Annotated in this window: 15 protein-coding genes; 6 read left to right on the top strand and 9 right to left on the bottom strand. The window is 69.8% G+C overall.

Annotated features, from left to right (window positions below; all coding sequences use genetic code 11):
* Positions 1 to 2: 2 nt before the first annotated feature.
* From AC3A6X_RS12800 to AC3A6X_RS12790, 3 genes are all read right to left on the bottom strand, one after another.
* Positions 3 to 5,015: an amino acid adenylation domain-containing protein gene (locus AC3A6X_RS12800; protein ID WP_487842528.1), complete on the bottom strand. Its 5,013-nt coding sequence runs from the start codon at positions 5,013 to 5,015 to the stop codon at positions 3 to 5.
* Positions 5,012 to 12,346, bottom strand: coding sequence for an amino acid adenylation domain-containing protein (locus AC3A6X_RS12795; protein WP_487842527.1), 7,335 nt, complete (start codon positions 12,344 to 12,346; stop codon positions 5,012 to 5,014). The genes AC3A6X_RS12800 and AC3A6X_RS12795 overlap by 4 nt, the downstream gene beginning before the upstream one ends.
* A 390-nt stretch (positions 12,347 to 12,736) precedes the next feature.
* Complete coding sequence (locus AC3A6X_RS12790) at positions 12,737 to 13,375, bottom strand: histidine phosphatase family protein (RefSeq protein ID WP_487842526.1); 639 nt, start codon at positions 13,373 to 13,375, stop codon at positions 12,737 to 12,739.
* Between the two features lie 222 nt (positions 13,376 to 13,597).
* Between AC3A6X_RS12790 and AC3A6X_RS12785 the strand changes: the two genes are divergently transcribed.
* The 3 genes from AC3A6X_RS12785 to AC3A6X_RS12775 all read left to right on the top strand — a co-directional run bounded on the left by AC3A6X_RS12785 (position 13,598) and on the right by AC3A6X_RS12775 (position 15,596).
* On the top strand, positions 13,598 to 14,416 hold the full coding sequence (locus tag AC3A6X_RS12785; RefSeq protein ID WP_487842525.1) for a transglutaminase family protein: 819 nt from the start codon (positions 13,598 to 13,600) through the stop codon (positions 14,414 to 14,416).
* Positions 14,417 to 14,483: 67 nt separating this feature from the next.
* Positions 14,484 to 14,636 carry a hypothetical protein gene (locus AC3A6X_RS12780; RefSeq protein ID WP_487842524.1) on the top strand — a complete coding sequence of 51 codons (153 nt, stop codon included), beginning with the start codon at positions 14,484 to 14,486 and terminating at the stop codon, positions 14,634 to 14,636.
* A 663-nt stretch (positions 14,637 to 15,299) separates the two neighbouring features.
* Positions 15,300 to 15,596 (top strand): hypothetical protein, encoded by a 297-nt coding sequence (locus AC3A6X_RS12775; protein WP_487842523.1) that lies wholly within the window; start codon positions 15,300 to 15,302, stop codon positions 15,594 to 15,596.
* Positions 15,597 to 15,676: 80 nt separating this feature from the next.
* Here the strand turns inward: AC3A6X_RS12775 and AC3A6X_RS12770 are convergent, their stop codons facing one another.
* From AC3A6X_RS12770 to AC3A6X_RS12755, 4 genes are read right to left on the bottom strand one after another with little or no spacing between them, the layout of a single operon-like run.
* Positions 15,677 to 16,309: a DUF4136 domain-containing protein gene (locus AC3A6X_RS12770; protein WP_487842522.1), complete on the bottom strand. Its 633-nt coding sequence runs from the start codon at positions 16,307 to 16,309 to the stop codon at positions 15,677 to 15,679.
* Between the two features lie 40 nt (positions 16,310 to 16,349).
* Positions 16,350 to 17,264: a tRNA 2-thiocytidine(32) synthetase TtcA gene (gene ttcA / locus AC3A6X_RS12765; protein WP_487842521.1), complete on the bottom strand. Its 915-nt coding sequence runs from the start codon at positions 17,262 to 17,264 to the stop codon at positions 16,350 to 16,352.
* The gene (locus AC3A6X_RS12760; RefSeq protein WP_487842520.1) at positions 17,264 to 17,653 is read right to left on the bottom strand and encodes a dihydroneopterin aldolase; all 390 of its coding nucleotides are present in this window, start codon (positions 17,651 to 17,653) and stop codon (positions 17,264 to 17,266) included. Before AC3A6X_RS12760 ends, ttcA begins: the two co-directional genes overlap by 1 nt.
* On the bottom strand, positions 17,650 to 18,441 hold the full coding sequence (locus tag AC3A6X_RS12755) for an SDR family oxidoreductase (RefSeq protein ID WP_487842519.1): 792 nt from the start codon (positions 18,439 to 18,441) through the stop codon (positions 17,650 to 17,652). The genes AC3A6X_RS12760 and AC3A6X_RS12755 overlap by 4 nt, the downstream gene beginning before the upstream one ends.
* Before the next feature lie 119 nt (positions 18,442 to 18,560).
* Between AC3A6X_RS12755 and AC3A6X_RS12750 the strand changes: the two genes are divergently transcribed.
* Both AC3A6X_RS12750 and AC3A6X_RS12745 read left to right on the top strand, forming a co-directional pair.
* On the top strand, positions 18,561 to 19,559 hold the full coding sequence (locus tag AC3A6X_RS12750) for a class I SAM-dependent methyltransferase (protein ID WP_487842869.1): 999 nt from the start codon (positions 18,561 to 18,563) through the stop codon (positions 19,557 to 19,559).
* Positions 19,560 to 19,653: 94 nt separating this feature from the next.
* Positions 19,654 to 20,538, top strand: coding sequence for a TauD/TfdA dioxygenase family protein (locus AC3A6X_RS12745; RefSeq protein ID WP_487842518.1), 885 nt, complete (start codon positions 19,654 to 19,656; stop codon positions 20,536 to 20,538).
* A 30-nt stretch (positions 20,539 to 20,568) separates the two neighbouring features.
* On the opposite strand, the gene AC3A6X_RS12740 is transcribed toward AC3A6X_RS12745, so the two are convergent.
* A complete protein-coding gene (locus tag AC3A6X_RS12740) occupies positions 20,569 to 20,955 on the bottom strand; it encodes a DUF5329 family protein (RefSeq protein WP_487842517.1) in 387 nt (128 codons plus the stop codon).
* A gap of 116 nt (positions 20,956 to 21,071) precedes the next feature.
* On the opposite strand from AC3A6X_RS12740, the gene hisN reads away from it, so the two are divergent.
* Complete coding sequence (gene hisN / locus AC3A6X_RS12735) at positions 21,072 to 21,854, top strand: histidinol-phosphatase (RefSeq protein ID WP_487842516.1); 783 nt, start codon at positions 21,072 to 21,074, stop codon at positions 21,852 to 21,854.
* Between the two features lie 17 nt (positions 21,855 to 21,871).
* Here hisN and petA read toward each other — a convergent pair whose 3' ends face one another.
* The gene (petA, locus tag AC3A6X_RS12730) at positions 21,872 to 22,480 is read right to left on the bottom strand and encodes a ubiquinol-cytochrome c reductase iron-sulfur subunit (protein WP_487842515.1); all 609 of its coding nucleotides are present in this window, start codon (positions 22,478 to 22,480) and stop codon (positions 21,872 to 21,874) included.
* Between the last annotated feature and the right edge of the window lie 83 nt (positions 22,481 to 22,563).

Genomic DNA, 22,563 nt, shown 5'->3' with positions numbered 1-22,563 from the left:
CTTCAGCCCTTGCGGCCCCAGCCCAGCACACGGCCGAGCAGCCCGCCGCGCTTGGCGCCGCTGTCGGCGGCCTGGGCGGAGACCGCCTCGATCGCCGTTCCCGCGGCGGCCGAGGCCAGCTGCCCCAGGCTCTCGAACACGTAGCGCCGCGGCTCCACGCGGAAGCCCATCACCTGCTCGGCCTGCTGCACCACGCGCATCGCCAGCAGCGAGTCGCCGCCCAGGTCGAAGAAGTTGTCGTTGGCGCGGATGTCGTTGACGTCGACGGCCAGCGCGCTGGCCCAGATCTGCGCCAGCTTGGCCTGCTCGGGCAGGAGCAGCACCGGCTGTGCCTGCGCGGGCCGCGCGGCCACGGTCTCGGCCGCACTGGGCGCCGGTGCCGCGCCCGCAGCCAGGCGCTGCAGGTAGACCGCGCTCTCCGAGCCTTCCGGCGAGGAGATCGCCGCCAGCGTCGCATCCGGCTGCTGGGCCACCTGGCGCAGCAGCTCCATGTAGCGCTCCTTGAAGGCGGCGCCGGTCTCGCGCTGGTAGATGTCGGCGTTGTAGACCACGGCGCCTTCCAGGCCCTGGGGCTTGTCCATCAGCCAGATGCCGAGGTCGTCGGTCGCGCCGCGCTGCGGCAGGTGCATCTGCCGGTGCGCGAGGCCGCCGATGTCGCGCGGCCGCTCGCGGGCGTCCTGGAAGGAGAACAGCGCCTGGTACAGCCCCACGCCCTGTGCCCGCTCCACGAACTCGGGCTCGCTCACGAGGCGCTCGAAGGGAATCTGCTGGTGGCTCATCACCGCGATCAGCTCCTGCTTCACGTAGCGCATGAACTCGCCGAAGCGCAGGGAGGGGTCGACCTGGAAGGACAGCGGCAGCACGTTGTTGAAGAAGCCCATCACCGGCTCCAGCTCGGGCGCCTCGCGGCCGCGCACCGGCGTCGCGATGACGATGGCGCGGCTGTCGATGATGCTGCTCATCATCAGAATGTAGATGCCCAGCGTCAGCATGTTGAGCGTGACGTCGTTGCGCTGGCCGATCTCGCGCAGCCGCTCGGTGAGCGCCTTGTCGACGTTGATCCAGTGCGCGCCGCCCTGGCCGCTCATGCCGGCCTTGCGCGGCATGTCGGTGCGCGGCGCCTTGGGCGTGGGCGAGTTGGCGAAGCGGTCCTTCCAGTAGCGCAGCTGCGACTCGAACTCGGGCTCGGTCAGCCACTTCGCATACCAGTCGGCATAGTCGCCGTGGGTCACGGCCAGCGGTGGCAGGCCGTGCTGCTCGCCGCGCACCAGGGCGCCGTAGATCGTGGAGAGCTCGCTCTGCAGCACGTCGAAGGACCAGCCGTCCCAGACCAGGTGGTGCGGCACGAACACGAAGGCGTGGTCGTTCTCGGCGATGCGGAACAGCGCCGCGTGGAACATGGGCGCCTGGTGGATGTCGATCGGCCGCTCGGCCAGCGCGTGCATGCGCTCGACCAGCTCGGCCTCGCGCTGGTCTTCCGGCAGCGTGCCCAGGTCGATGACCGGCAGCTCGTAGTTCACCTTGCTCGCGATCAGCGCGGCGGGCTCGCCGGTGGCCGGGTCGGGTCCGATGGCGGTGCGCAGCGAGGGCTGGCGCTCGATGATCATCGCAAGCGCGGCCTTGAACTTCTGCACGTCCAGCGGCCCGCCGAGGCGGTGCGCCGAGGGTGCGTTGTAGGTCGGCCGGCCCGGGTGCAGCTCCTCGACGAAGCGGATGCGCTCCTGCATCGGCGTGAGCGGCGCGCTGCGGCGATCGGCCATGTGCGCGATCGGCGCGCTGCGCGGCGCATTGCTGCCGTTCAAGCCCTCGATGGCGGCGGCCAGGCGCTCGGCGGTCGGCGCCTCGAAGAGCAGGCGCAGCGGCACCGTCAGATTCAACTCGCGGCTCAGCAGCGTCGTCAGCCGCGCCGCCAGCAGCGAGTGGCCGCCCAGCGAGAAGAAATCGTCGCGGATGCCCAGGCCCGGCAGGTTGAGCACGCGCTCCATGGTCTGCAGCACCAGCGCCTCGCGCTCGTTGCGCGGAGCGAGGCGCTCGCCCGCGTCCTGGTGCGTGGCGCTGGGCTTGGGCAGGGCCTTGCGGTCCACCTTGCCGTTGGGCAGCAGCGGGATGGCGTCCAGCGGCACCACATGCTGCGGCACCATGTACTGCGGCAGGCGGCTGCGCAGGTGGCGGTCGACTGCGGCCAGGTCCACGGTGGCGCCCGGCGAAGGTGCGAGGTAGGCCACCAGGCGCACGTCGCCCGGCTGGTCCTCGCGCGTGATCACCACGCTGCGCGCCACGCCCTCGACCTCGTTGCAGCGGGCCTCGATCTCGCCCAACTCGATGCGGTAGCCCCGCACCTTCACCTGGAAGTCGAAGCGGCCCATGTGCTCCAGCAGGCCGTCGTTGCGCCAGCGGCCGCGGTCGCCGCTGCGGTAGATCAGCGTTGGCACGCCGTCGATCGCCGTCGTGACGAAGCGCTCGGCCGTCAGCTCGGGGCGCTCCAGGTAGCCCAGGGTCACGCCCAGGCCGCTGATGCAGATCTCGCCCGGCACGCCGATGGGGCAGGGCTGCAGGTTGGCGTCGAGGATCCAGACGCCGGTGTTGGCCATCGGCTTGCCGATGGAGACGCCGCGCGCCGCCACGATCGGGCGCTCCATGCGCCAGACGGTGGACCAGACGGTGGTCTCGGTCGGGCCGTAGAGGTTCCACAGCTCGCTGGTGCGGTCCATCAGCTCGAGCGAAAGCTCGGCCGGCACCGGCTCGGCGCCGATCCAGGCGCGGAAGCCGCGCGGGCCGGACCACTGCGCATCGAGCAGCAGGCGCCACATGCCGGGCGTGGCCTGCAGGATGGTGATGGCTTCGGATTCGAGCGTGGCGCGCAGGCGGTTGCCGTCCATCGCGACCTCGCGCTGCACGATCACGATCTCGGCGCCGGCGGCCAGCGGCAGCATGACCTCGGGCACCGCCATGTCGAAGGACAGGGTGGTGACGGCGGCGAGCCGGTCGTCCGGGCCGATGCCGGGCTCGCGCTGCATGGTCTGCATCAGGTTGGCGACCGCGCGGTGCGGCACGCACACGCCCTTGGGCTTGCCGGTGGAGCCGGAGGTGTAGATCACGTAGGCCGTGTCTTCGGCCTGCGCGTCCTGCGGGCCGGGCGGCAGGGCCGTGGCGGGCTGCTCGAGCCAGGCCGTGTCGCGGTCGAGCAGGAGCACGCGCTCGGCGGCGTCCTCGCGCCAGGCCTTGGGCGCGGCGGCGATGGTGGAGGAGGTCAGCAGCAGGCCGAGCTTCGCATCCTCGGCGTAGTAGTCGAGCCGGGCCTGCGGGAAGGCCGGGTCCAGCGGCACGTAGGCCGCGCCGCTCTTGAGCACCGCGAGCAGCGCCACGAACATGTCGAAGCCGCGGTCCAGGCAGAGGCCGACGCGTTCGCCGCGGCCCATGCCGCGTGCGCGCAGCGCGTGGGCCAGGCGGTTGGCGCGCTCGTCGAGCTCTCGGTAGCTCAGGCGCTGGGCGCCGTCGCGCAGCGCGGGGCGCCCGGGCTGCGAGGCCGCGTGCGCCAGGAAGCCCGCATGCATCAGCGGCGCGCCTTCGATCGGCGTCGGCGCCGGCTGCAGGGCCGCCAGGGCGTGCGCCTGCTCGTGCGACAGCAGCGCGAGCCGGCCCACGGGCTGAGAAGGCTGGCGCACCACGTCGCGCAGCAGCTGCTCGTACATGCCCAGCCAGCGGCGCACGGTCGCGTCGTCGTAGAGGTCGGCGTTGTACTGGGCCTCCATCTGCATGCCGCCCACCACGGGCGTGATGTTCAGGAACAGCTCGAAGTTCTCGTAGCGCCGGCCGATGGTGCTCTGCTCGACCTTGAGCTCGGGGAAGTTGCCGTCGTTGGGCGCCGCATCGCGGTCGACGTTGAACAGCACGTTCACCAGCGGCAGGCGGCTGGGGTCGCGCGGCACCGGCAGCTTCTTGAGCAGCGCGCCGTAGCCCAGGGTCTGGTGCTCGAAGGCGTCGAGCAAGACGCTGCCGCAGGCGCGCGCCAGCTGGTCGAAGGGGGCCTGCGCATCGACCGCGACGCGGATCGGCAGCAGGTTGACGCAGTGGCCCACCAGCGAGGGCATGTCGCTCGGCATCTGGCCGGCGGCGGCGATGCCGACCACCAGGTCGTCCTGCGCCGTCAGGCGGTGCAGCATGGCCGCGAAGGCGCTGAACATGGTGGCGAAGAGGCTGGTGCCGGTCTTGGCGCCGAACTTGCGCAGGCCTTCGATCAGGTCCTGGTCCAGCACCTGGTCGATGCGGTAGGCATTGAAGGTGCGCACCGGCGGACGCGGGCGGTCCAGCGGCAGCTCCAGCACCGGCAGGCTGCCGCCGGCGTAGCGCGCGAGCCAGTAGCCGATGTGGGCGTCCATCTCGGGGCTGTTGGCCTCCTGGACCTCCCAGGCGGCGTAGTCGGAGTATTGGGCGGCCGGCTCCAGCGCCGGGCCGGCGCCGGTCTGCTCGGCATAGAGCGCGCCCAGGTCCTGGCTGATCACGCCCCAGGACCAGCCGTCGCAGATCGCGTGGTGGGCGCTCAGCACCAGCACGTGGTCGATGGGCGAGAGGCGGTAGAGCGCGGCGCGGAACAGCGGACCGTGCTCCAGGTCGAAGCGCTCCAGCACCACGGCCACGCCGTCGTCCTCCAGGCGGCGCTTCTGGGCAGCCGGATCGAGCGTGCCCAGGTCATGCTCCACCAGTGCGACCGGGGCCGGCTCGCCGATCAGCAGCTGCGTGCCGTCCGGCGAGATGGTGGCGCGCAGCGACTCGTGGCGCGCCACCAGCCGGTCCAGCGCCAGGGTCAGCGCGGCCGTGTCCAGCGCGCCCTTCAGGCGCAGGCGCATCGACTCGTTGTAGGCCAGCGAGGACTCGGGGCTGAGGCGATCGCCGAGCCAGACCTCGCGCTGCGCCTCGGTCGTCGGAACGATGCGCTCGATCAGGCCCGAGGCAAAGGGATCGAAGTCCTCGGCGGTGTCCTCGGGGGACAGGATGGCGACGGCAGCGTTGCTCATGCTTGGTACTTGGTGAACTTGCCTTGGGCCTTGGGATCGGGCACGAACCAGGCGGGCTGCCCGTCTTTGTCCCGTCCGAGGCGCGCATTCGGCGTAGGAGGATGTGCCGGATCGAGCGCCATCTTGGGCGCGGCGCGGCGCGGCAGCAGCTCGGCTTCCTGCATCTCGGCGATCGATTCCTTGAAGGCGGACTTGATGGTCGCGATGTCCTGCTGCGAATGCGCGGTGGTCATGAAGCAGGGGAAGTTGTCCAGGATGTGGACGCCGCGGCTGCGCATCATCGCGAACAGCAGGTCCTGCAGCGGATGGTCTTCCAGCCAGCTCACGCGCCACAGCGACGAGAAGTAGCGGATCTCCAGCGGCGCGCCGACCTCGCGGCAGAAGGCCGTGAGCTCGTCGGCCATGGCCGCGGTGTGCAGGTTGAGCTGGGTCTGCAGCTTGTTGTTGTCCTGCTTGAGGTGCTCCAGCGCGGCCTTGGAGGCGGCCAGCGCCAGCGGATGGCGCACGAAGGTGCCGGCGAAGTAGGTCACGCCCACGGTGGGCACCGAGTCGTCGCCGTACTGCCAGGGACCGCCGTCCAGCGCATCCATGTAGGTGCGCTTGCCGGCGATCACGCCGACGGGCATGCCGCCGCCCAGCACCTTGCCGTAGGTGGCGAGGTCGGCGCGGATGCCGAACAGCGCCTGCGCCCCGCCCAGGTCGCAGCGGAAGCCGGTGATGACCTCGTCGAAGATCAGGCAGGTCTCGGACTTCTCGGTGATGGCGCGCACCTCGCGCAGGAACTCGCGCGGCTGGAAATCGGGCCGGCGGCTCTGCACCGGCTCGACCAGCACCGCGGCCAGGTCGTCGGCGTTGGCGCGGATAAACTCCAGCGCCTCGGGCGTGCCGTAGTCCAGCACGCGCACATCGCCGAACATGCCCTGCAGCACGCCGGGCGCGGCCGACATGCCCCTGGCGCTGCGGCCGGCGCGCACCAGCACCTCGTCGAAGGTGCCGTGGTAGGAGCCGGTGAACAGCACCACCGTGCTGCGGCCGGTCACGGTGCGCGCGATGCGCAGCGCCGCCATCACGGCCTCGGAGCCGGTGTTGCACAGGCCCGCGCGGTCGAAGCCGGTGAGCTCGCACAGGAGCCTGGTCACGTCGGCCGCCAGCGGGTGCTGCGGGCCGATCTCGTAGCCCAGCTCGAGCTGCTTCTTCACCGCCTCGTTGATGAAGTCCGGCGTCCAGCCGAAGAGATTCATGCCGAAGCCGTTGAGCGTGTCGACGTACTCGTTGCCGTCGATGTCCCACATCCGCGAGCCCTTGGAGCGCTCGATCACGATCTGGTAGGTGATCTCCTTGGTGGCCGGGCGGAAGCCGTTCACCACGCGCGGGTCGGCCATGTGCGCCCGGTTGTGCTCGGTGAAGGCCTTGCTCTTCTTCGTGCGTTCCACGTAGCGGCGCATGAAGGCAGCCAGCCGCGCCTTCTGGCGCTCGGTGGGCTCCTTGCTCTGCGTGTGGATGCGCGCGATCGCGCCGAAGGCCTTCTTGACGTCGTACTTCGGCGCCGGGACCGGCTCCTCGGCCGCCGGCTCGGGCGTGGTGTTGGACGCCGTGGCCGCGGCGGTGGCCATGGGCGTAGGTTGCTCCACCGCCGGGACCGGCAGCCCCAGGCTGACCGGCACCGTCGGCGCCGCCGACAGCAATACGAGTTGCTGTTGCATCAGTTGCATCTGTTGCGCGATGACCTGCTGGACCAGGGTGCCGCCGGCCGCCGTGGCCATGGGCACGGGCTGCAGGACCTGCACCGGCTGCAGGGCCGGCATCGCTGCCGCCGGCACGGCGGCCGCCGCTTGCTGCGGCGCCACGGCCGCGGGCATTGCCGCGGCGACCGGCGCCGCGGGTGCGGCCTCGGGCGGCAGGGTGGCATCGAGGAACTCGGCCAGCGCGTCGAAGCTGCGATAGCTCTCCATCAGCTGGCGGAAGGTCAGGTTGACCTTGAAGGTCTTCTTGACCTGCAGCGCGGCTTGCGTGAGCGTGAGCGAGTCCAGCCCGATCTCCACGAAGGGCGCGGACCCGTCGACCTCGGCCATGTCGGCACCGGAGAGGTTCTCGAACAGCTCGCGCAGGCGGGTGACGAGCGAGGCGCGGCGGGCGGGCGGCGCGGATGTGGCGGCTGCAACAGCAACTGTCATGGACAACTCCGGGATCGGTGAGGGCGGGACGGCGGGGGCGGGAGAAGAAACAAGCGCAGGCGCGACCGGTGCCGACGATGCGATGTCGACCCAGAAGCGCTTGCGCTCGAAGGGGGTGGTGGGCAGGCGCACGCGGTGCTTGCGCGCGCGCCGGTCCAGCGGCGAAAGATCGATCTCGACGCCTTGCGCCCAGAGCCGGCCGGCGGCCAGGCGCCAGGCGGCGCACTCGCTCGCGGGCTGGTCGGCCAAGAGCGAGACGGCGGGCGCGGGCTGGGCCTTGGTCGCATGCTGGCGCACCAGCGTGGCCAGGGTGTTGCGCGGGCCGAGTTCGATGAAGAGCGGATGCGCGAGTTGGGCCAGCACCTCGCGCACGGCGGGCGAGAAGCGCACCGTCTCGCGCAGGTGGCGGGCCCAGTAGCGCGGGTCGGTCGCTTCCTCGGCCGTCAGCAGACGGCCGGTGAGGGTCGAGTAGATCGGCAGGCGCGGCGCCGAGAGCGTGAGCTCGCCGACCAGCGCCTCGAAGGGCGCGACGGCCGGTTCCATCATCGCGGAGTGGAAGGCATGCGAGGTCTGCAGCGCCTTGGCGACGATGCCCTTGGCTTCCAGTGCGGCGCGCAGCTGCTCGATGGCCTCGGCGGGCCCGGCGGCGACCGAGACGGCGGGGCCGTTGTCGGCGGCCAGCGAGATGCCTTCGGGCAGGAGCGGCAGCAGCTCGGCAGCGGCCATGCGGACGGAGAGCATGATGCCCGCCGGCTGCGCCTGCATCAGCGCGCCGCGGCGTGCGACCAGGCGGGCGGCGTCTTCCAGGCGCATCACGCCGGCCAGCACGGCGGCGGCGAACTCGCCCACGCTGTGGCCGATCATCGCCACGGGCGTCACGCCCAGCGACATCAGCTGGCGGGCCAGCGCGTATTCGAGCGCGAAGGTGGCGGGCTGGGTGACCGAGGTGGGCGAGAGCGCCGCGGCGTCGTTCGAGGCGATGCGCTCGCGCAGGTCGTAGTCCAGCACGCCTTCGAAGGCCGCGAGGCACTCGTCGAAGGCGGCGCGGAACACCGGCTCGGCCGCATGCAGGGCGAGGCCCATGCCGGCGTACTGCGCGCCCTGGCCGGGGAACATGAAGACCGGCTGCGGCATCCAGGCCGGCGCGGCGGCGCCGGCGCGGGCCGGTGAATCCGCGGTGCGCAAGGCGGCCACGGCTTCGTCGATCGATTCGGCGACCACGCAGGCGCGCTGGGCAAAGGCCTTGCGGCCGACGCGCAGCGTGTGGGCGACGTCGGCCAGCGGAACTTCGCGGTGGGCGTCGAGATGCTCGGCCAGCTGGGCTGCGGCGGTTGCGAGCGCGGCCGGCGAGCGGGCCGACAGCATCAGCAGCTGCGGGCCGGTGGCGGGGTCGGAGGGCTCGCGCAGCGGCGCCTCTTCCACGATCACGTGCGCATTGGTGCCGCCCACGCCGAAGCTGCTGACGCCCGCGCGCCGCGGCGCGGCTTCGCGCGGCCAGGGGCGCAGCTGGCTGTTGACGCTGAAGGGCGTCGAGTCGAAGTCGATGGCCGGGTTCGGCGCCTCGTAGTGCAGGCTGGCCGGGATCGCCTCGCTGTGCAGCGCGAGCGCGGTCTTGATCAGCCCCGCCGCGCCGGCGGCGGTGACCATGTGGCCGACATTGCTCTTGAGCGAGCCGATGGTGCAGAAGCCCTTGTCGGCCGTGTGCGCCGCATAGGCGCGCACCAGGCCCTCGACCTCGATCGGGTCGCCCATCGGCGTCGCGGTGCCGTGCGTCTCGACGTAGGAGATGCTGCGCGCGGGCACGCCGGACTGCGCCAGCGCAGCCTCGATCACCGCCGCCTGGCCGTCCACGCTGGGCGCGGTAAAGCTGGCCTTGGCGCCGCCGTCGTTGTTGACGGCTGCGCCGCGCAGCACGGCGTAGATGGTGTCGCCGTCGGCGATCGCATCCGACAGGCGCTTGAGCAGCACCACCGTCGCGCCGTCGCTGAAGACGGTGCCCTTGGCCTTGGCATCGAAGCTGCGCGTGTGGCCGTCGGGCGAGAGCATCGAGCCCTCGTTGTAGAGATAGCCGCTGCGGGGCGGGCAGGTCACCGAGGCGCCGCCGGCCAGCGCCATGCGGCACTGGCCGGTGCGCAGCGCGTGGAAGGCCTGGGCCACCGCCACCAGCGAGGTCGAGCAGGCGGTGTGCACGCTGACGGCCGGGCCGGTGAGGTTGAGCTTGTTAGCCACGCGGGTGGTGATGTAGTCCTTCTCGTTGGCCAGCATCACCTGGAAGTCGCCCACCATCTCCACCAGGTCGGGCCGCGTGGCCACGTGGCGCTGGAAGTAGGTGGCGTTGTACATGCCGGCGTACACGCCGACCGGGCCGGGCGCCTGGTCGGGCGCGTAGCCGCCGCGCTCCAGGCATTCCCAGCAGATCTCGAGGAAGACCCGCTGCTGCGGGTCCATCAGCTCGGCTTCCTTGGGGTTGATGCCGAAGAAGGCCGCGTCGAAGTTCTCGATGCCGTCGAGCACGCCGCGGGCGCGCACATAGAGCGGGTCGGCGCGCAGCGCGGCGCTGACGCCGGCGTCCAGCGTCGCATCGTCGAAGAAGCTGATCGACTCGCGCCCGGCCATCAGGTTGTCCCAGAACTGCTCGACGTCGGCGGCGCCCGGGAAGCGGCCGGCCATCGCGATCAGGGCCACGGCTTCGCTGTCGTTGCGGGCAGCGGGGCGGGCGGGCGCAGGTTCGGCGGGCACCGGCACCGGCGCCTCGGCGGCCTGCATGTCGGCGGCCAGCGCGGCCGGCGTGGGCTGGCGGAAGAACAGGGTGGTCGTGAGGCGGCGCGCGCTGCCCTGCTGCAGCTCCTTGAGTATCCGCAGCACCAGCAGCGAATCGCCACCCAGGTCGAAGAAGTTGTCGTCGCGCCCGATGGGGTCGATGCCCAGCACGCGGGCGAAGGCGGCGCAGACGCGGCGCTCCGCCTCGTTGCGTGCTTCGGCATAAGGCTGCGCGAGCTCGGGACGCTGGCGCGCGGGCTCCGGCAGGGCGCGGCGGTCCAGCTTGCCGTTGGTGGTGACGGGCAGTTGCGCGAGCCAGACGGCCGCCGACGGGATCATGGCCTCGGGCAGGTGCTCGGCCAGGTGCTGGCGCAGCGCGCTCCACGGCAGTTCGGCACTGCGTGCCACCAGGTAGGCGACCAGGCGCAGGCGCCCGGCCGGGTCTTTCTGCGGCACGACCGCGCACGACTTGAGGGCGGGGTGGGCCAGCAGCGCGGCCTCGATCTCGCCGGTCTCGATGCGGTGGCCGCGGATCTTCACCTGGCCGTCGATGCGGCCGATGTATTCGATGGTGCCGTCCGGCAGCCAGCGCACCTGGTCGCCGGTGCGGTAGAGGCGCTCGCTGGGGGCGTAGGGGTCGGCCACGAAGCGCGCGGCCGTGAGTTCGGGGCTCTGCAGGTAGCCGCGCGCCACGCCGCGGCCGCCGATGCACAGCTCGCCGACCAGGCCTGCGGGCAGCAGCGCCATCGAGGGGCTCAGCACGCGCAGCGCAGTCTCGTTGATGGGGCGGCCGATGGGCACCGAGCGCGCATCGGCCGGCAGGTCGCGCGGAATGCGGTGGGTGGCCGCGAAGGTGGTGCACTCGGTCGGGCCGTAGCCGTTGATCAGCGTGGTGCCCGGCAAGGCTTCCAGCGCGCGCCGCACATGTGGCACCGACAGCGCCTCGCCGCCGGTCAGCAGCTGGCGCAGGCCGGCAAGCTGGGCCGGGTCGTCGTCGACCACGGCGTTGAAGAGGCCGGCCGTGAGCCAGGCGGTCTTCACCTCGTGCCGGGCGATGGTGCGCGCGAGGCCGGGGCCGCTGGGCACCTTCTCGTCATGCACCACGCACACGCCGCCGTTGAGGAGCGGGCCCCAGATCTCCAGCGTCGAGGCATCGAAGCCCAGCGGCGCCGCATGCAGCATGGCCTCGCCGGGCGGCAGCTCGACATAGTTCGCGTCCACCACCAGCCGCAGGATCGAGCGGTGGCAGATCTCGATGCCCTTGGGCGTGCCGGTCGAGCCGGAGGTGTACATCACATAGGCGACCGATTCGCCGTCCGCGGCGGCCGGCACGAAGGGCGGCAGCGCGGCTTCGGCGCCCATGCTCTCGTCGTCGATGGCCAGCAGCGGCCGCTCGGCGGGCACCAGCGCCTTGTAGGCGGCCTGCGTCAGGACCAGGACTACATCGGAATGCGCCAGCATGAAGGCGATGCGCTCGGCCGGGAAATCGGGCTGTACCGGCACATAGGCCGCGCCGGCCTTCAGGATGCCGAGCAGGGCCACGACGGCGGCGCTCGAGCGGTCGAGGAGCACGCCCACCGTGTCACCGGCGCGCACGCCCCGGGCCTGCAGCCGGCGGGCCAGGCGTTCGGCCTCCTGGTCGAGCGTGCTGTAAGTCAGCGAACCGGTCTCGCCGATCAGGGCGACCGCGTCGCCGCGAGCGGCCACCTGGCGCGCGAACAGGGCGTGGACGGTCAGCGCCGGGTCGAAGGCGCCGGGCGCGGTGTTCCATTCATCGAGCTGCCACCGGCGGTCGGCCGCCGGCAGGGTGCGGATCTCGCGCAGTCGGGCCTCGGGGTGGTCGAGCAGGTCGGCAGCCGCATCGGCCAGCGCCAGCAGCAGGCTGATTTCGATTGCGCTGTCCATCAGCGCGGCGGCGCCGGTCAGGCGCAGCGAGGCCGGGGCCTGGAAGCCCAGCTGGAGCATGACTGTGGCGCCGGCGTCATGGGCAGCGCCTTCGCGCAGCCAATGCGCAAAAGGGGGCGCGGAGGCCGCGGCAGGCCGGGCGTCCCGGCGCGCGCGGTCGACCTGGGCGATCCATTGCCAGGCCGATTGATCGCCATCGCAGTGCAGTTCGAGCCGGGTCGAGGATCCGGTGCCCAGCGACTCATGGAATTCCACCGTCGGCGTGCCCAGCCAGCGGGATTGCAGCAGCACCCAGGCCGCGGCGAAAAGCGTGTCGGGAAGGTAGCCGCCTTGCTGGGCCTCCGTCGCCCAGCGCGAGGCCAGCGCCTGCGGGACGTCGAGACTGGAAACTTGCACCGCTGTCTGCGCGGGCTTGCTGGAACGGGGAGCGAACAGGTCGGCCAGCGAAGGCGCGGCGAGTTCGGTCGATGAGGGGAGAGGTTCTTGCTCCATGTATTGGTGACTCCGCATTGAACAGGCCTTGCCCTTCGTAACCCCGTATGTGTGTCGATGTCGCCACGTTTGTTTGGCGACACATGTTGTATCCGTTCCTGCGGCAAGTTAATCACAAAGCATTCAAACCGCTTGGGGCCGATATTGCTCTTTGGGGACGTGTAACGCCACCTTACGAAAGCCATGTCGGTCGCCTATGCCGTTTGGAAAGCTCTGCAACACCTTGACGCATTCAGTTGCGGTTGGCGTGTCAGCCAGAAGCTCGTGCGGTGACGATTCTGCACGCCTTTTTACAATTTGAATACAAACGGGCTACTGACAATGCCTCGAAATGGGTAGGAACTCATAGAAAAGTTCTATTTTCAAGGCGCCTCGGGTCGAGGTAGTCGATCAGGCCGTTGCTTCGTCCAGCGAGCCCTGATCGAGGTGTCCCGTATCGCCCCAGCCGACGAGCGTGAAGCCCTGGGGGGTCCAGAGAAGGCGGTTGATGGCGGCGTTGCCCAGGTGCCACGTTCGCGGGGCCTGCAGTTCCTGGCCGGTAGCGGCGCGATAGAGAACGTCCATCACCCCGCCGTGCGCCACCAGCACCACCAGCTCGCCCGGGTGCCGTTGCGCCAGCTCCCCCGCGATGCCCGTCACCCTTTCCCTGAAGGTGATCAGCGACTCACCGCCTTCCGGTGCGAATTCCGGGTCGCGCGTGCGCCACAGCCGGGCCTGCTCGGGCAGGGAGGCGTCGATGTCGGCGAAGGTGCGGCCCTCGAAGTGGCCGAAGGCCCGCTCGCGCAACCCGGGCTCGGCCTGCACCTCGATGCCGAGCGGGCGGGCGATCTCGAGCGCGGTCTGCCAGGCGCGCGCCAGGTCGCTGGCATAGATGGCCGCGATGGGCTCGTCCGCCAGCGCCTCCCCGACGCGCCGGGCCTGCCACAGGCCGGTGTCGTTGAGCGCGATGTCGAGCTGGCCCTGGATGCGCGTGTCGACGTTCCAGGCGGTTTCGCCGTGGCGCACGGCGATGAGTCGGGTGACCTCCATCGGGACGATTCTAGAGGTGGGTCTGAAATCGGACGTTCGTACGCAGTGGATGCGAAGTTTCGCGAAGGACGCAAAAGGAAAACCAAAATGGTTAGCTGTCTCTTTTGCGTCGGAGACCCATCGAGGCGATGGCGCGCCCGCATAAGGGTTGGCCCCGAGAGGCGGCCTCGCACTGCGATATATCCTCCGCGCCGTCACACTCACTTACACAGAACAAGAACGGTGAAAGCCTTCGTCAGTACCGCCATGCGGGCGGCACTGCCATGGGTGTTGCTGATGCTGCTCATGGCATCGCACGCCCACGCGCAGCGCCTCACTCCCGCCTCCTACGACTCCGACCTCAAGACGGTTCGCGCGCTGCTGCAGCAGCCCGAGTCGCGGATGGACCTGGGTGTCATCAAGCTGGCGGTCGATCAGATGATCGATCCCTCCATCGATGTGGCGGCCACCGCGAAGCAGATCGATCAACTGGCCGAAGACGTCCGAGCCACCTTTCCACTTGGCGCCTCGAACCTGGTGAAGTTCAAGGCGCTGCGCGACTACCTGTACCGGCCGCCCCTGCTCAGCGGGCGCCAACCCTATCTCTACAACCTTGAAGACGACCACAGCCCCCGGGCCAAGCTGCTGCCGGTGTACCTGAACACGCGCCGCGGCAACTGCATTTCGATGCCCACGCTGTTCGTGATCCTGGGCCAGAAGCTCGGGATACCCGTGGCCCTGGCCTCGGCACCCGAGCACCTCTACCTGAAGTTCCGCGGCGACAACGGGCAGTGGTACGGCGTCGAAGCGACCAATGGCGGTGGCTGGGCCGATGACGAGTGGCAGCGCAAGACCTTCCCCTCGATCACGCCCGAGTCCATAGCGAACGGGGTCTACCTGCAGCCCCTGAGCCGAAAGGAAGCGGCCGTCGCCACCATCGGTTCGTTGCTGGAGCACTACCAAGCCCAGAACACCGATGCAGCCGACGAGGCGCGCATCAAGTTGGCCATGCTGCTGGTCGAGCACTACCCGAAGGACATGGGGGCCATCGTCAACGCCTAACCTGGGCTACAGGGGCCTGCGGCAGCGGCAGTTCATCGACAAGTACCCTCGGCCATTCGATATCCCGGTGAGCCTGCGCCCGCGGTTCGAGCAGTTGAGTGACGGCTGGCAGTACTGGGGCAACAGGGCCAAGGCGCTTGGCTTCAAGGCGCCTACCGCCGAAGAGCAGGCCGCGTACCGCGAGCGGATCAAACGGGCCAAGGCTGGCATGGACCGTTGATGCACTGAACTCGTAAAACGAACTTCAACCAAGGAGGAAAGCAATGAGCAACTGGGTGAGAAGGCTGGGCGCCGCGGCAGCGCTGTTGATCGGACTGATGAATGTCGCTCATGCAGTCTACGTCGACGGCAATCCATTGAGCTACACGGATCCGGAAGGTTTGGTCAAAGAGATCCGGATCCGAGAGACCTCGTCACGCTGGAAGGCGGCGCCGGCATGGGCGGCGGTGGAGGTGGAGGTGGTATCGCAGGGGGTGGTGCGAGGGCGGGCGGTTCGTTGTCGCCTGGGCGGGCAGGCGGTAGCTCAAATTTGCCGCCCGACTCGGCGCTCGTATGCCGAGGAGGCGCCTGCCGGGCCGAGAACTTTGCCAATGGCTCGGGGGTGGGCAGATCGGCCGACGGAACCTTGAACGGGGTGTCTACGCAATGCAAACCGGGAGCGACAGTCGATGAACTCACGGGTGCGTTCAAACACAATCAAGTAGGCGTGACCACCGCTGGCGAGATTCGGGCATCGGGTGGTCGCCTAACGTTGGACGGTAGGCCGGGCAACCCCAACCACGCGACCATCGACGGATTGACTCCAACGCAGCTGGAGCGGCTCTTTACGCCGACGATCCCTAATCCTGTGCCACCCGAAATGCGCAGGTGAAAGGAGCACGAAGTGGAACAAGCTCGGATTCCAGTGGACTTCAATGAAATGCTGGCACCTGACCTGGTGCTGCTATCGAAGACGGACGCCCGAACAAACTCCGCAGGCGAAACAATCATTCTTCATGAGGGGCTGGCTGTCCATGTCTATGAGGCCGACTCTGATGCGGATGGCAAGCCAGACAATTTGATTGCCGACGGAACGGTAGAGCGAAATGTGAGCACTGCAAGCTGGGCCGTCGCGGCGAAATGGTGCTGTCGAATCAACAAGGAAGGAATACGGCATGAGGCGGAGAGGCGATCCGGTTGAGGAGGCCGTCAATCACGAGGGCTCGCTCTTGCAGTTGCCGGGCTTCGATCGCTTCGTTCAGTTGAACTGCCTTCCTGCAGTCAATTCTTCGCGGTTGGGATCTCGATGTCCACCCGGCGTTCGCCCGCAGGCGGGTTCGGGAAGCCCTGCAGCGCGGCCTGGAACATCACCGGCAGCACGGCTGCGCTCGCGGTGTAGGGGCCGTCGTTGCGCGCGTGCGTTTCGTAGACCACGCGGTTGGAGGGCAGCTCGCGCAGCACGATGCTGACCTCGCGCGCATACCAGGGGTTGGCCGGCGGGAAGGCCGTCCCGTACCAGCCCCCGCCATGCCAACCGCGCCCGTACCAGCCCCCGCCGCCGTAGCCCCAGGGCCGCATGCGGTAGTAGCCCGGGCCCCAGGCGCCGTGGTAGTACCAAGGGTCGGCCCAGGGCGAGAGCTCGGCGGTCACGCGGGCGGCGATCTGCGCCGTGTACTTCGGGCTGACCTCGTCGCGGCGCAGGCCGACGCGTTCGAGCGCGGCGCCGGCCATCGCCTCCAGCTGCTGTTGCTGCGCCTCGCCGGCCTGCTGCGAGGGGAGGCGCTCGAAGCGGTAGGTGGCGCCGGCCGGCACGGTGCCGAGGCTGGAGAAGCTGCGGACGTCGCTGTCGACCACCCAGGTGGCGCAGCCGGCAAGGCCGGCGCACAGCGCGAGGATGGCAAGGACGTGTTTCACGCGAATCTCCTCGTCCGGGGGGGGGGCGCGGCCCCCGCTCTCAAAGCTGCACGACGCGAAGCGGCGACGGCGGCGGGAAGTCCGGCGGGTCGAAGGCCTTGTCGCCTTCCTCGTCGGCCACGCCGGTCGTCCTCAGACCCTTGAAGTCGAACGACGTTCCGTCCAGCAGGTGCGAGGGCACCACGTTCTGCAGCGCGTTGAACATGTTCTCGATGCGCCCCGGGTGCTTGCGCTCCCACTCGCGCAGCATCTCGCCGACCTGCTTGCGCTGCAGGTTCTCCTGGCTGCCGCAGAGGGTGCAGGGAATGATGGGGAAGGCGCGGTGCTGGGCCCAGCGCACCAAGTCCTTCTCGGCCACGTAAGCCAGCGGCCGGATGACGATGTGGCGGCCGTCGTCGCTCACCAGCTTGGGCGGCATGGACTTGAGCTTGCCGGCGAAGAACATGTTGAGGAAGAAGGTCTGCAGCATGTCGTCGCGGTGATGGCCGAGCGCGACCTTGGTGGCGCCCAGCTCGTCGGCCACGCGGTAGAGGATGCCGCGACGCAGCCGGCTGCACAGGCCGCAGGTGGTCTTGCCTTCCGGGATGACGCGCTTGACGATCGAGTAGGTGTCCTGCTCCTCGATGTGGAAGGGCACGCCCAGCGCCTTCAGGTAGGTGGGCAGCACCTCCTCGGGAAAGCCGGGCTGCTTCTGGTCGAGGTTGACCGCGACGATGTCGAAATGCACCGGGGCGCGGGCGCGCAGCTTGAGCAGGATGTCGAGCAGCGCATAGCTGTCCTTGCCGCCCGAGACGCAGACCATGACCTTGTCGCCCTCTTCGATCATGTTGTAGTCGAAGATCGCGCGGCCGACCTCGCGGCACAGGCGCTTCTCGAGCTTGTGGGTCTCGCGCTCGATCTTCAGGCCGTTGCCGGCAGACGAAGCGGCCTCGTCGTCGATCCATACAGCGCTCATCACTTGCTCCTGAAAACTTCCACACCGACTGCCGCGCAATCGGGGTACACGTCAGGCTTGGCGGTCGACACCCGCGCCGCCTGCACCTTCGGATGCATCAGCACCTGGTCGAGGATGTCGTCGCACAGCGTTTCCTGCAAGTGGATGTGGCCCTTGGACAGGCGCGTGGCGACGGTGCGGCGGATGAAGTCGTAGTCGACCACCTCGTCGAGCTCGTCGGCCTTGGGCGTGGAGACATCCAGCGGCACGTAGAGGTCGACGTTGATGATGACGCGCTGCTCGGCGCGCTTTTCGAACTCGTGCACGCCGATGTTGATCCAGACCTCGTAGTCGCTCAGGAAGACGCGCCGGCAGGTGCTCAGCAGCGGGTCGATGGATGCATGGCTCATGGCTTGGGGGCTTTCAGCAGCTCGTCGACGACGAACATGATGTCGCGCGGCAGCGGCACCAGGTGCTGGCCGTTGTCCACGCTGAGGGTGGTGCCGGTCACGCTGGGCGTGCCGGCGAGGAAGACGCAGGCGCGCGCGACGTCGGCCGGGTCGATGGGCCGGCGCATCGGGTTGGCGCGCGCCGCCAGTTGGAAGTTGGCCTGGTCCTGCGGCCCGCTCGGGTAGAGGATGCCCGGCGCCACGCCGCACACGCGCACGGCCGGCGCCAGCGACTGCGCCTGCAGCGCCACCGCGCGCTCCAGCGCCAGCTTGGACACCGTGTAGGAGAAGTAGTCGGGATTCAGGTTGTAGACCTTCTGGTCGAGGATGTGGATCGCGCAGCGGTCGATGCCGTCGCCCGCCACCGCCCGCTGCGCCAGCAGGCGCGCGAAGTCCAGCGGCGCGATCAGGTTCACGCCGATCTGGCGCAGCGCGGCGTCCTCGTCGAAGTCCAGCCCGGTATCGGGCTCGAAGGCCGAGGCGTTGTTGACCACGCAGGCCAGCGGGCCCTCGATCCGCTCGAGCAGGGCGCGCCGGCCGGCGGCGCTGCCGATGTCGGCCTCGACCGCCGTGGCCCGCAGCCCTTCGCCGCGCAGCCGCGCGCACAGGGCCTCGGCTTCCTCGCGCGAGGCGCGGTACTGGCACCACACCGGCCAGCCCGCGCGCGCGAAGGCTTCGCAGGTCGCGGCGCCGAGCCGTCGGCCGCCGCCGGTCACGAGCACGCCGGGGCGTGGGGGGAATTCGCGCATGCTGATAGATTTCCTGTCTTATGAAAGTGGAGCCGGGCGCCGCGCGCGCCAACCCCCTGACCCGGATTATCGACGCCGCCCTGCAGCGCGACGGCGGCTGGCTGCCCTTCGACCGCTTCATGGCCCTCGCCTTGTACGCGCCGGGGCTGGGCTATTACGCCAACGCGAGCCGCAAGTTCGGCCACATGCCCGAATCGGGCAGCGACTTCGTCACCGCGCCCGAGCTCACGCCGCTGTTCGGCCGCACGCTGGCGCTGCAGCTGGCCGAGGCGCTGGAGCGCACCGGCACCGACGCGATCTGGGAGTTCGGCGCCGGCTCGGGCGCGCTGGCCGCACAGTTGCTCGGGGCGTTGGGCGAGCGCGTCGCGCGCTACCGCATCGTCGACCTGTCGGGCACGCTGCGCGAGCGCCAGCAGCAGGCGCTCGCGCCCTGGCACGCCAAGGTCGAGTGGCTGTCCGAGCTGCCGGCACACATGCGCGGCGTGGTGGTGGGCAACGAGGTGCTCGACGCCATGCCCGTGCAGCTGCTGGCGCGGCGCGGCGGGCAGTGGTTCGAGCGCGGCGTCGTGCGGCAAGGCGAGGGCTTCGGCTGGGACGACCGCCCGACCGAGCTGCGCCCGCCCGTCGAGATCGCCGGCGCGCACGACTACCTGACCGAGATCCACCCGCAGGCCCGCGCCTTCATCGCCACCCTGGCGGAACGCCTGCAGCAGGGCGCCGCCTTCTTCATCGACTACGGCTTTCCCGAGGCCGAGTACTACCACCCGCAGCGCCACATGGGCACCGTGATGTGCCACCGCGGCCACCTGGCCGATGCCGATCCGCTGGCCGATGTCGGCGTCAAGGACATCACGGCCCACGTCGACTTCACCGGCATCGCGCTGGCCGGGCAGGACGCCGGGCTGGCGGTGCTGGGCTACACCAGCCAGGCGAGGTTCCTGCTCAATGCCGGCATCCTGCCGATGATGGAATCGGCATCGCTGGCCGAGCGCACGCTGGCGGCGCGGCTGATCCACGAGCACGAGATGGGCGAGCTGTTCAAGGTGATCGGCTTCGCGGTCGGGGAGGGCTGGGACGCCTTGGGTTTCGCCGAGGGCGACCGCAGCCATACGCTGTGATGCGCCTACGAGGGCCATAAGCTAGCAACCAGCGGTTCCTTGGCAATCGCCGGCCATGCTCCTACAGTGGCCGGTTACTCGATGAATCGTTCGAATGACTGCTTTCCCTGATACCCCGCCGCCCCAGGATTTCGAGATCCGCCGCTTCGACGCACCGGTCGGCGCCGAGGTGCTCGGCCTGGACATCGGCAAGCCCTTCAACGCCGCCGACTTCGCGCGCATCCACCGCGCGCACCTGGACCACCATGTGCTGGTCTTCCGCGACCAGCGCGTCACGCCCGAAGCGCACATCGCCTTCAGCCGCCGCTTCGGCCCGCTCGAGATCCATGTGCTGCACCAGTTCCATCTGGCGGGCCATCCGGAGATCCTGATCGTCTCCAACATCAAGAAGCCCGACGGCGAGCCGCTGGGCCTGGGCGATGCCGGCGCCTACTGGCACTCCGATCTGTCGTACAAGCCCAAGCCCAGCCTGGGCTCGCTGCTGCATGCGCAGGAACTGCCGAGCGAGGGCGGCGACACGCTGTTCGCCGACCAGCACCTGGCCTGGGAAGGCCTTCCGCCCGCGCTGCAGCAGCGCATCCTGCCGCTGAAGGCCGAGCACAGCTACCTTGCGAAATACGAAGAGCTGCGCGCGAAGAACCCTTGGCGCCCCAAGCTGTCGCAGGCCCAGATCGACCAGGTCGCGCCGGCCGTGCAGCCGGTGGTGCGCACCCATCCGGAGACCGGCCGCAAGGCGCTCTTCGTCAGCGAGCATTTCACGACCCGTATCGTCGGCCTGCCGCAGGAGGAGGGCGATGCGCTGCTGGCCGAGCTGTTCGCGCACAGCGTCAAGCCCGAGTACGTGTACCGCCACCGCTGGGCGCCGCACGACCTGGTGTTCTGGGACAACCGTTCGCTGATGCACCTCGCGGCGGGCACGCCCGACCACCTGCGGCGCAAGCTCTACCGCACCACCGTCGAGGGCGATGCGCCGTTCTGACCTGCTGCGCGCTGCGGCAAGCGAGAACGCTCAGCCCTTGGCCTGCCGCCTCACCCGGCGAAGCTCCTCGTGCAGGAAGTCGGCGGAGTTGCGCGTGCCCTTGTTCGCGGTTTGGACCTTGTAAGGCTTCCTGGTCATTTCGGAGCGCGTGCCGCAGAGCCGGATGAAGTCCTCCGCGGTCACGATCTTGTCCTTGAAATGGTCGTACTTGGCGCGCAGGTGCCGCGCGGCTTCCGCCGAATCATGCTCCTCGCCGTTGCGCACGAACCTCATCGACTTTTGGTCGGCGACGCGCGCAATCAGCGTCTCGATGACCTTCTGCTCGGAGGGCGAGGGCGTCGCATAGGCCAGGCCGGCCGCACAGAGTGCGACCGCTGTCGCGGCCAGCAGGCGTTGCAGGAATCGGATCAGGTGCATGGCTTGGGCTCCAGGATCTGGTCGTCCCAAGTCCAACCGATCCCGGCAACGCCGTGCGTGCGTCGTCGAAGCGGCTTGGCGTCAGGTTTAATCCACTCTTTTGCGTTTTCCGCCCCATGAGCTCCCCCGCCATACCCCAAGACGACCTGCGCATCGCCAACGCCCTCGCCGATGCCGCTGCCTCCCATTCGCTGCGCCTGTTCCGCACGCCGCTGGAGGTGATCGCCAAGGCCGATGAAAGCCCGGTCACGCAGGCCGACCGCGCGGCCGAGGCCGCCATGCGCGAGATCCTGGGCCGGGAACGCCCGGCCGATGGCATCTACGGCGAGGAGCACGGCCTGGAACGCGTGGACGCCGCCAGCGTCTGGGTGCTCGACCCGATCGACGGCACGCGCAGCTTCATCACCGGTTCGCCGCTGTGGGGCACGCTGATCGGCCTGGTGCGCGGCGGCCGCGTCGAACTGGGCATGGTCGACATGCCGGTGCTGGGCGAGCGCTGGGTCGGCCAGGCCGGCCTGGGCGCGCAGCGCAACGGCCAGGCGGTGCGCGTGAGCGCCTGCAGCGCCGTCGAGGCGGCGCGCATCTTCACCACCTCGCCCGACATCTTCGGCGCCGCCGACTGGCAGGCCTTCGACCGGCTGAGCCGGCGCTGCGCGATGCGCCGTTTCGGGGGCGACTGCTACAGCTACGCCCAGCTGGCCGGCGGCACCGTCGACCTGGTGGTGGAGACCGGACTGCAGCCCTACGACTACCTGGGCCCTGCCGGCCTGATCGAGGCCGCGGGCGGCGTCATCACCGACTGGGCGGGCCGGCCGCTGGGGCTGGGCTCCGACGGGCGCGTGATCGCCGCGGCCACGCCTGCGCTGCACCAGGAGGCGCTGGCGATCCTCAATCCGTAGCGCCCTGATCGCGCGGCTCAGCCGATTCGCAGCGTCGACGCGCCCGTGAACGCATAGTCCGGAATCTCCAGGTTGGTCGGGGCCGGCACGTTCTTCACGACCCGGCCCGCCAGGTCGTAGCGCGAGCCGTGGCAAGGGCACACGAATCCTCCGGGGGCGTGTAGCTCCGCGTTCAATGCGGCGTCGTCCAGCCGCAGTGTCGGCGTGCAGCCCAGGTGGGTGCAGATGCCGATCGCGACAAAGAGATCCGCCCGCTCCGAGCGGGTGGGATTGGCGCACGACGCCGGTTGCTCGGACCGCTTGGACTGCGGGTCCGCGAGTTCCGGGTCGGGCCAGCGAAGTGCCCGCACCATTTCGTCGCTGCGGCGCATCAGCCAGACCGGCTTGCCGCGCCATTCCACGGTGCGCAGTTCGCCCACCGCCAGCGTGGCGAGGTCGACCTGCACCGGCCCGCCGAACGCCCTGGCACGTTCGGAGGGCTCCAGGCTGGCGACGAAGGGATAGGCCGCTGCCAGTAGGCCGGCACCGCCGACGACGCCGGTGGCCGTGCGCAGCAGCCGGCGCCGCGTCGCATCGGGCACGGCGCCCTCGTCGACCTGGCGGACGAATTCGCGGATCGCGCTCATCGCTTCACTATCGACACCGATGCTTAGGCGATCCTTAAGCTCGCCCGGGACACAGGTCCCGGTCCCCACAGCTAACAATGGCG

This window comes from Variovorax sp. Soil_C_12 (assembly GCF_057657375.1).
The sequence above is the reverse complement of the archived record's forward strand: the minus strand, read 5'-3'. Positions and strand labels throughout refer to the sequence as shown.